At 42.2% G+C, this 8367-nt stretch carries 11 protein-coding genes and 1 pseudogene; 9 read left to right on the top strand and 3 right to left on the bottom strand.

Going from position 1 to position 8367, the window contains the following annotated elements; all coding sequences use genetic code 11:
- Nucleotides 1-437 precede the first annotated feature (437 nt).
- On the bottom strand, nucleotides 438-1253 hold the full coding sequence (locus tag IQ224_RS19245; RefSeq protein WP_194033359.1) for a hypothetical protein: 816 nt from the start codon (nucleotides 1251-1253) through the stop codon (nucleotides 438-440).
- A gap of 264 nt (nucleotides 1254-1517) precedes the next feature.
- Here IQ224_RS19245 and IQ224_RS19240 point away from each other — a divergent pair, with 264 nt between their 5' ends.
- The gene (locus tag IQ224_RS19240) at nucleotides 1518-1802 is read left to right on the top strand and encodes a type II toxin-antitoxin system Phd/YefM family antitoxin (protein ID WP_002763754.1); all 285 of its coding nucleotides are present in this window, start codon (nucleotides 1518-1520) and stop codon (nucleotides 1800-1802) included.
- Complete coding sequence (locus tag IQ224_RS19235) at nucleotides 1792-2115, top strand: Txe/YoeB family addiction module toxin (protein ID WP_194033358.1); 324 nt, start codon at nucleotides 1792-1794, stop codon at nucleotides 2113-2115. The genes IQ224_RS19240 and IQ224_RS19235 overlap by 11 nt, the downstream gene beginning before the upstream one ends.
- 264 nt (nucleotides 2116-2379) lie before the next feature.
- Here the strand turns inward: IQ224_RS19235 and IQ224_RS19230 are convergent, their stop codons facing one another.
- Nucleotides 2380-2607, bottom strand: a complete 228-nt coding sequence (locus IQ224_RS19230; RefSeq protein ID WP_002735928.1) for a hypothetical protein — start codon at nucleotides 2605-2607, stop codon at nucleotides 2380-2382.
- Nucleotides 2608-2848: 241 nt separating this feature from the next.
- On the opposite strand from IQ224_RS19230, the gene IQ224_RS19225 reads away from it, so the two are divergent.
- The 4 genes and pseudogenes from IQ224_RS19225 (at nucleotide 2849) to IQ224_RS19215 (ending at nucleotide 4365) form a co-directional block, all read left to right on the top strand.
- The gene (locus tag IQ224_RS19225; protein ID WP_194033361.1) at nucleotides 2849-3136 is read left to right on the top strand and encodes a BrnA antitoxin family protein; all 288 of its coding nucleotides are present in this window, start codon (nucleotides 2849-2851) and stop codon (nucleotides 3134-3136) included.
- Nucleotides 3137-3254: 118 nt separating this feature from the next.
- Nucleotides 3255-3563, top strand: coding sequence for a UPF0175 family protein (locus IQ224_RS19220; protein WP_194033357.1), 309 nt, complete (start codon nucleotides 3255-3257; stop codon nucleotides 3561-3563).
- Nucleotides 3556-3714: pseudogene (locus tag IQ224_RS25105) on the top strand (type II toxin-antitoxin system RelE/ParE family toxin); the annotation flags it as partial. The gene IQ224_RS19220 and the pseudogene IQ224_RS25105, both read left to right, overlap by 8 nt.
- A gap of 441 nt (nucleotides 3715-4155) precedes the next feature.
- Complete coding sequence (locus tag IQ224_RS19215) at nucleotides 4156-4365, top strand: hypothetical protein (RefSeq protein ID WP_228036317.1); 210 nt, start codon at nucleotides 4156-4158, stop codon at nucleotides 4363-4365.
- Nucleotides 4366-4532: 167 nt separating this feature from the next.
- Here IQ224_RS19215 and asnS read toward each other — a convergent pair whose 3' ends face one another.
- Nucleotides 4533-5897, bottom strand: a complete 1365-nt coding sequence (gene asnS, locus IQ224_RS19210) for an asparagine--tRNA ligase (protein ID WP_002748194.1) — start codon at nucleotides 5895-5897, stop codon at nucleotides 4533-4535.
- A 142-nt stretch (nucleotides 5898-6039) separates the two neighbouring features.
- Between asnS and IQ224_RS19205 the strand changes: the two genes are divergently transcribed.
- The 3 genes from IQ224_RS19205 to IQ224_RS19195 all read left to right on the top strand — a co-directional run bounded on the left by IQ224_RS19205 (nucleotide 6040) and on the right by IQ224_RS19195 (nucleotide 8241).
- Entirely contained in the window at nucleotides 6040-7239 is a 1200-nt protein-coding gene (locus tag IQ224_RS19205; RefSeq protein ID WP_194033360.1) for an RNA-guided endonuclease TnpB family protein, read from the top strand.
- A 76-nt stretch (nucleotides 7240-7315) separates the two neighbouring features.
- Complete coding sequence (locus IQ224_RS19200; protein ID WP_158200791.1) at nucleotides 7316-7711, top strand: NINE protein; 396 nt, start codon at nucleotides 7316-7318, stop codon at nucleotides 7709-7711.
- Nucleotides 7711-8241, top strand: a complete 531-nt coding sequence (locus IQ224_RS19195; RefSeq protein WP_002782752.1) for a ComEA family DNA-binding protein — start codon at nucleotides 7711-7713, stop codon at nucleotides 8239-8241. The genes IQ224_RS19200 and IQ224_RS19195 overlap by 1 nt, the downstream gene beginning before the upstream one ends.
- Nucleotides 8242-8367 lie beyond the last annotated feature (126 nt).

Here is an 8367-nt window from a genome sequence, read left to right as displayed (position 1 = left end):
TTCTTTTCTTCTTCCGTGAATTCTAGGTTAATCATGTTTTTAATGAGTGCTTTGCTTCTAATTATGACTCTTGAACTATATTATTGTCTTTGAGTAAAAAATGCAAGTTATAACCGTGCAAAGTATAGGTCGTTTAACTTGATTCGATAAGGATCTTGGGGTGTCATAGTTTTTTGCTGTGTCTCGGTGACTAGGATGTTCGACGTTAGGCTATCTCTTAGAAAAATTGACAGTCTCGCCATCAACCGCTTCGCGGTGTAACGGGAGTCCTCTTGCTCTAATTGCGATAGACCCCTCCAGAAAAGATTTTTAATCGGCTTGTAGTAAGGGCTTCAGCCCTTATTTTGGCAATTATTGGAGAGGTCTAACGTACCATTGTAGGAGTTTGGCAATGCTAAACCCCTACGAAACTGGTACTTTCTTAACTAGAAATCACCTTAGTGATCCCACGCAGGACTCGTGTTAGGTGGTTGGTCATTACTTGAGGTTGAGGTTACCCATGCGTCAACATCAGTTTGATCCCATTGTAGTATCTGACCGGCACTCCGTTCACATTTGCCAAAATCAAGGGTTGCTACACAAGTTTGGACATTCAATGTTTGTGCTAACTGCTGGTATCCTTTTCCTTCATAATATGTGAAACTCACTTGTGTCCTCGTGTTACAGACATAGAGTTTACTCGCAGAGATTGTTATCAATCCTGATTGCTCATATGTGTCTTTTTGGTTTTGGTCAACGTTCTTTACAGCTAATTCCCCGATCTTTTTAACTGAGGTGACTATATCGTCGAAACCAGTCGGTGTTACGAATGCCTGGACTAAGTTTGCTATGGCGTCGATCAAGGGTGTTAGGGATAACTCCGTGATATTTGCATTACGGTTTTTGCTGGTGCAATTTTCCCAAAATGGTGCGCTCCTGAATTTGTAGTCGTAGTCCGACCAGGTCGCACCGTCAAAACTCGTCTTCGTAGGGTCTAATCGCGCTGTTTGGTAGGCTTTACGATTTATAGTAGCCGCTACTCCTAGCCAACTCTTAAATTTTCGCAAACTTTGAGGTAATGGGGGCAAGATACTTCCGTCATTATTGACATTATTGCCCACTCCCATATCTTCCCCGACTGGAGCACCTTTAGCTTTCGGTATTGCGATTTCACTTAAGGCTGACCGTGTTTCGAGAGATAACGGTGCTTCCCAAATCTTAATTGCTCTTGCCTGCTCGTATTCCAGCAGCTCTTCGCTCGGTGTGATACTCATGTCTGTAATCCTCAATGTTGGTTTTTTGCTTGACCACTTGTAAACAATATGGCTAGTGATCGCCCCCCTCGCCTAGGCCAAGCAACAACCCAACCCAGGACAGAAGGCGGACAATAAGACACTACACATTCCCCCCTCACAACTGTATCAAAAGCTACAATTTAATAAATCTTTGCATTCCTCTCCCTTCAGATTTTGGGGTTTTTGGGGAGTTCAAGAGCTTGGAATTGTACAATAAGGTTGTACAAGTCTCCCCTAAAAATCATGTTAAGCAAAGAAACCACCTACTCTCAGGCGAGAATGAATTTAGCGAGTCTCTTAGATCAGGTGTGTGACGAATCGCAAATTATCGTCATTAAGCGTCGCAATCAGAAAAATGTCGCCTTAATTGCTGAAGATGAGCTTTCCAGTTTATTAGAGTGTGTTTATTTATTGCGATCGCCAGAAAATGCCCAGCGCTTATTTCGCTCTTTAGCATGGACCCAGACAGAAGATGCAACTCCTCAAACATTAGCTGAATTGAAAGAGGAGTTAGGAATTGAGTCCTAAAAGAGAAAATAAGCCAGATAAACCTCAAAACAATTCTATTCATGGTTATTTGCCCGTTTTTAGTCCTGATTTCAAAGCAGATTTAGCTTGGTGGTATCGGAACGAACCGAAAAAAGGCGATAAAATTTTAGACTTATTGACAGATATTTTGGATGGCGATCCGTTTACAGGATTGGGTAAACCCGAACCTCTTAAGTATATTGCTGCCGACCCTTGGTCACGACGGATCGATTTAGAGCATCGTTTAGTTTATAAAGTCACAGGAAATAAGGTTTATTTTTTACAAGCTCGCTATCATTATCAATCAGGCTAAACTCAGACAAACCCATTAAGAACTGTTACAGGAGAAAGGGGACAAGGAACGTAGTGCGTTCCCCCTCGTAGCTTGGGTTAAGGGATAGCCCAACCCAAGACAGAAGGAGGATAACAGCACAGCACACACCCCCCACAACTGTATCAAAAGCTACAATTTATAAATCTTTACATTTCTCTCCCTGACGAGCTATCCACCATGAAACCCATCCTCAACGCCCAGATGATTTCGGAAGTTAGAGGACAACCAGAATCACGACCAATATCAACGGACGGGACTCAACTGCCCCAGTTCAACGCTCACCGCATCAAAGCGATTGTCCCCAGGGCGATAGGAGAGAATTTCCAAGCCAATCGGCTCGCCACTGGTGGAATCCTTAATCAGAATCACCCCATCCCCCAGTTCAGTACAAATCTGCTCCTTTCTGGGTTGCTGCCAGAAGACAGTGAGTAATTCCGTTTCCGGTTCATAGAAAACTTTTACTTGAGCCATAGCATTTCCCCTTCTTTAATCCCATCGGTTTGGTAGGCAGTAATCAAGAAGCCATCTCCATTTAAACGCCGAGCCACTGCCACAACCCAACGTTTTTCCTGTCGCTGGCGATAGATCGGACTGATCGGTAAACTGACTGTGTTTGTGGTGCATACTGGGCCGGAGTCTAATTCAGTGACAGGAGAGGAAACGGGACGAATTATTAGCGCACGCAGGGCAACAGCCCATGAAAGGAGGGCTTATGAAGAAGGGAGATTCTAATCCAGTACCGCTAGAGATACAGGCTGAAATTGACGCTCTAGCCGCATCACAAGAGCCTATCCGCACAGATCTGATCCCAGAGGCTACGGGAGATTGGAGCAGGGCGCGGCGTGGTGTGTTTTGTCGTCCGCTCAAACAGCAGATCACTCTAAGCCTTGATGCTGACCTGATAGACTGGTTCAAAACCCAGGCCACACAAGAGGAGGGATATCAGACCAGTATTAATCGCGTCCTGCGAGAATATGTGGAAACACGGGCAAAAAAATAAACCCCCTCAAGATTGATTGAAGGGGCATTGATGGTATTTTTAGAGGCAATTTAGCCCACTTTTGTGGTTTCTTTTTCATGGCGATACAATGAAGTTACTGCCACTTAATTAAACCTCTATGAGCCTCATCCTTCCCACTGAACTTCTGCAAAGAGTACAAATGACTGAAGCTCAAATGCTCACGGAAATCGCTATCATGCTTTATCAGCAGCAACGTCTTCAATTTGAACAAGCAGCCGAACTAACGGGAATGGCCATCGATGATTTCTACCAATTGCTAGTATCGCGTAATATCCTCACTCCACCCACTGACCCTGACGACGAACCAAAAGAACTGATCCTCACCAGTCTTTGTATTTCTCTTCAGCAAGCTAAAGAAGACAAAGTACATCCCATCTCTGAACTCTGGGATGGCATAGATGACTGAAGAAATTCCCTTTATTAAGCTCCTTTTCTCCGATCAATTCAAGGATCGACTTCGCACCCTCGCCAAACGCTATCGGAGCATTCGTACTGACCTACAACCTCTAATTGATGACCTTCAGATAGGCAAATTCATCGGCGATCAAATACCAGGAACTCTATTTTGTTATAACTACTGTCATTCGTTCGGTTTTGGGAGGGAAAAATATTCCGACACTTGCACAACTCTTACAATGTTATACCCTATCTTGTTGGGCAACAAGGTTTTATTTACCAATTAACTTAATAAGATTGGATGAGCGTACTAAAAATATTTTCATGTTAATTGGTGAAGGTATTGAGATTGAAATTAAACCTAATGGACAATGAATAAAATGGTTCTTCGGTTTGTCTTATGCAATAGACGGGAGTTATAAGGGATGGAACCCTTATAGAGAAAGACATTGGGCGATTTTTATCAATTGTTTTTTATCTAAAGCGAACTAATCAATTAAATCCCTTACCAGATAAAGATTTTGTTGATTTATGCCCCCCTATCGAACCATAACAAGTAACGAAGAGCCAATAAAATGAATCAAAAACCTAATTTTAAAACTATGACCTCTCAAGAATTAAAAAGTTATGTATTATCTCATCGTGAGGATGACGAGGCTTTTTATGCTTATGTAGATAAGGTAAATGAAAGAAAAGATCGAGTAGTTTATCCACCTTTAAACTCATTAGAAGATCTGGAAAAATATCCCGAAGTTATTGAACAAATGCGTCAAGATTCCTGCCATAATTTTCAGCAAAATGAGTTAACTTAGATACAGTGCGATCGCGCTCTCTCGCAGTCAGGTCAAGCAATAGCCCAACCCAAGACAGAAGGAGGATAGTGAAACAATGCACATTTTCTACTCTAAGACTGTAGCCTAAGCTACAATTTAATAAATATCTACATTCCTCCTTTCTCCTGTCGATCCTAGACATCATTCTAAAAGTCGGCACTTAAAGGGGTACGGGGGAAAGGAATCACATCGCGAATATTGGTCATTCCCGTCATGAATTGTACCAGACGCTCGAATCCTAAACCAAAACCAGCGTGGGGAACGGAACCGTAGCGACGCAGATCTAAATACCACCACAAATCATCGGGATTCATTCCCTGTTCCTGCATTCTTTGGATTAATACATCTAATCGTTCTTCCCGTTGGGAACCGCCGATAATTTCGCCGATCTTAGGTGCTAAAATATCCATAGCGGAAACGGTTTTATTATTGTCATCTAGACGCATATAAAAAGCTTTGATTGTCTTGGGATAATTGGTGACAATCACGGGTTTTTTAAATAGTTCCTCCGCTAGATAACGTTCGTGTTCTGACTGTAAATCTACGCCCCATTCTACCGGAAACTCGAACTGACGATCGGCTTTTTCTAATAACTCGATCGCTTCGCTGTAGGTAATCCGGCCAAACTCACTATTAACGATATTTTCGGCCGTACTTAACACCGTTTTATCGATACGTTCGTTAAAAAACTGCAAATCTTCGGGACAATTTTCTAGGACGAATTTAAAGATATATTTGAGGAATGCCTCCGCTAAATCCTGATCTCCTTCCAGATCACAAAAAGCCATTTCCGGTTCCACCATCCAAAACTCGGCCAAATGACGGGAAGTATTAGAATTTTCGGCGCGAAAAGTCGGGCCAAAAGTGTAAACATTAGATAAAGCCATGGCCATTACTTCCGCTTGTAATTGTCCACTGACGGTTAAATAGGCCCGTTTACCGAAGAAATCCTCGGCAAAATTGGCGGTTTTTTTTAAATCTAAACTGGTGACAGTAAATAATTCTCCCGCACCTTCGCAGTCGTTAGCGGTAATAATGGGAGTATGTACCCAAATAAAGCCCTTTTCTTGGAAAAAACTGTGGATAGCGGTAGCGCAAGCGTTTCTAACCCGCATTACTGCTCCTAGGGTGTTGGTTCTTGCTCGCAGATGGGCAATAGTTCTCAGAAATTCAAAGGAATGACGTTTCTTTTGTAGGGGATATTCTGGGGGACAGTCACCATAAAGGGTGATTTCGGCCGCTTTTAACTCGATATTTTGCCCTTTACCCGGGGAAGGAACCAAATTTCCCGAAACAGCGATCGCCGTTCCTGTACTAATTGTCTTTAGTACATTTTCATAATCGGGTAAAGTCGATTCGAGGATAACTTGTAAGTTGGCCAGGGATGAGCCATCATTAACTTCCAGGAAGGTAAATTCTTTTAATTCTCGTTTTGTTCTCACCCAACCCTGCACGGTGACGGATTGATCCGGTTGTCCTGTCTGAAAGATTTCCTTGATTCTGCTAGTCATTGCTTATCCCTATGTTAGAACCAAAGAGTATTTTAACTGAATGTCAGCAAAAGTCCCTCGCTTTTATGGACTGCTGCTGACTTTGTATATAGACAATTCTCAAAAACTATGTTATCATAGTCATGGTTTCCTGATAACTCTTATGTACAAAGCGTACAAATTCAGACTTAAGCCTAATACCGAGCAAGAAATAGCCTTAGCAAAAAGCTTTGGTTGTTGTCGTTGGTTTTGGAATTATTCCCTGAATTTATGCCAAGAAACCTATAAAACCACAGGAAAAGGACTGACACGAAACTATATTCAGGGACTATTGCCTAGTCTCAAAAAAGAATATGAGTGGTTGACAGATGCTTATTCCCAGTGCTTACAGGTTGTCGCTTTGAACTTATCGCAAGCTTATCAAAATTTCTTTGAGAAACGAGCTAGATTACCAAGATTCAAATCCAAACATGGTAAACAATCAATTAGCTATCCAGCTAATGTCAAATTTGAAGGTGACTACCTCAAATTACCGGGTAAAGTTGGATTAGTTTATTGTGTTCGTCATCGGGAATTTGCAGGAACAATTAAAACCGTTACTATCTCAAAAAACCCAGACGGTAAATACTACGCTTCTATTTTAGTTGATGACGGACAATCCCCCCTTGCCCCCCTTGATAAGGGGGGTGCCGAAGGCGGGGGGATAGATGGAAAAGCGATAGGAATTGATTTAGGACTGAATCATTTTGCTATTACCAGCAATGGCAGTAAATATGATAATCCTAGACATTTAGCTAAACATCAACGCAATCTAAAAAGGAAACAACAAAAGCTATCGCGTAAAAAGAAGGGAAGTAACAACCGTCAAAAAGCTAGACGTAAAGTAGCTAAAGTTCACTCTAAAATCTCAAGATGTCGTGAGGATTTTCTCCACAAGCTATCCCGTAAGATAGTTAACGAAAACCAAGTTATTGCGGTAGAAAATCTCAATGTTAAAGGCATGGTACGCAATCATAATTTAGCTAAGGCTATTAGTGATTGTAGTTGGGGAATGTTTTGTACAATGCTTAAATACAAAGCAGAATGGGAAGGAAAAACTTATATCGAAGTTGATAGGTTTTTCCCTAGTTCTAAAACTTGTAATGTCTGTCTAAATCAAGTGGGTAGTTTATCCCTTGATGTTAGAATATGGACTTGTGAGCATTGCAAAACAACCCATGATCGTGACATAAATGCGGCAATAAATATTCGAGATGAAAGCTTACGGATATTGTCGTTAGGAACTAGCGATACTGCCTATAGAGGGGATATAAGACCAAAATCTGGGCGTAAGTCCGTCTTGAGGCAATCCCCCGTGAAATAGGAAGCTCTCAACGATCTTGAGAGTAGTTCACAATAGAAGGTTCAGATCAGGCTAAAATCAATCTCGAACAGGTGTCATGCTTCTGGTGGAAAAATTATTAAGTAAGCCCAAAAGCCGTAAATTAGCGATTTTTATGGCTTTTATCGGTAGTATTCTCGCTTTACCCTTTCCTATCGCCGGTATTCATAAATTCTATCTTGGCCAACCTCTCTGGGGAATTATTTATCTTCTCCTTTGGCAAACTCCGATTCCCCGGGTGGCTTGCGCGATCGATGCAGTGTGGTATTTAATCCAAGATAACCAATTTTTGGCTAACTATTTTCCCACTGCCACCGCTGCTGCCACTGTCCCCAGTTTAGAGCCTAAACAAGTAGAGGCGATCGGGGCAGCTTTAAGGGAATTAGAGCGCCTCCGGCAAGAAGGATTAATTTCTGAGTACGAATTTGAAGAAAAACGGCGACAATTACTATAATGACACCGCAAAACTGGTTAGGGCGCACTTTTAACCCTTTAAAAGCCAAAATTAGCAATGATCCCTATTATCGCTTCCGTTCCCTCGATGAGATCGCTATGGCGGCGCAATTGGGGATTAAAATTAATGTCAGTCAAGCGGGTGTGGATGATTGGCTGCGATTGCCGGGGATATCCATCCATCAAGCGCGGATGTTGGTGGAATTGCTGGGTATGGGGGTAGAATTGCTTTGTCTTGAAGATCTAGCGGCTGCTTTGAGTGTTCCTGTGGCTAGATTGAAAGCTTGGGAACCGATTCTAGAATTTGCCTATTATAGTCGGGAAAGTCACCTCGCACCCCCTAAAATCAATCCTAACACCGCCTCGATCGAGCAGTTAACCACCCTGCCCCTGATCAGTGATAATTTGGCGGCTGCCATTATTAAAAATAGAGAAGAACAGGGATTATTTAAGAATATTGTGGATTTTAAAGGGCGTTTATCCCTAGACGCTCAGGAAATCTCCCAATTAATGCACTTTTTCCAGTTTTAATCCCAAATCCTCAGAACAGGAGACAGGAGATAGGAGATAGGAGATAGGAGATAGGAGATAGGAGATGGGAGATGGGAGTCAGGAGATTAGTTTTATTTATTCTTCCGACACCCCACACTCCACTTC

The sequence above is a fragment of the Microcystis sp. LEGE 00066 genome (assembly GCF_015207925.1).
Classification (GTDB): Bacteria; Cyanobacteriota; Cyanobacteriia; order Cyanobacteriales; family Microcystaceae; genus Microcystis; species Microcystis ichthyoblabe_A.
This window is presented reverse-complemented; position numbering and strand designations above follow the sequence as displayed.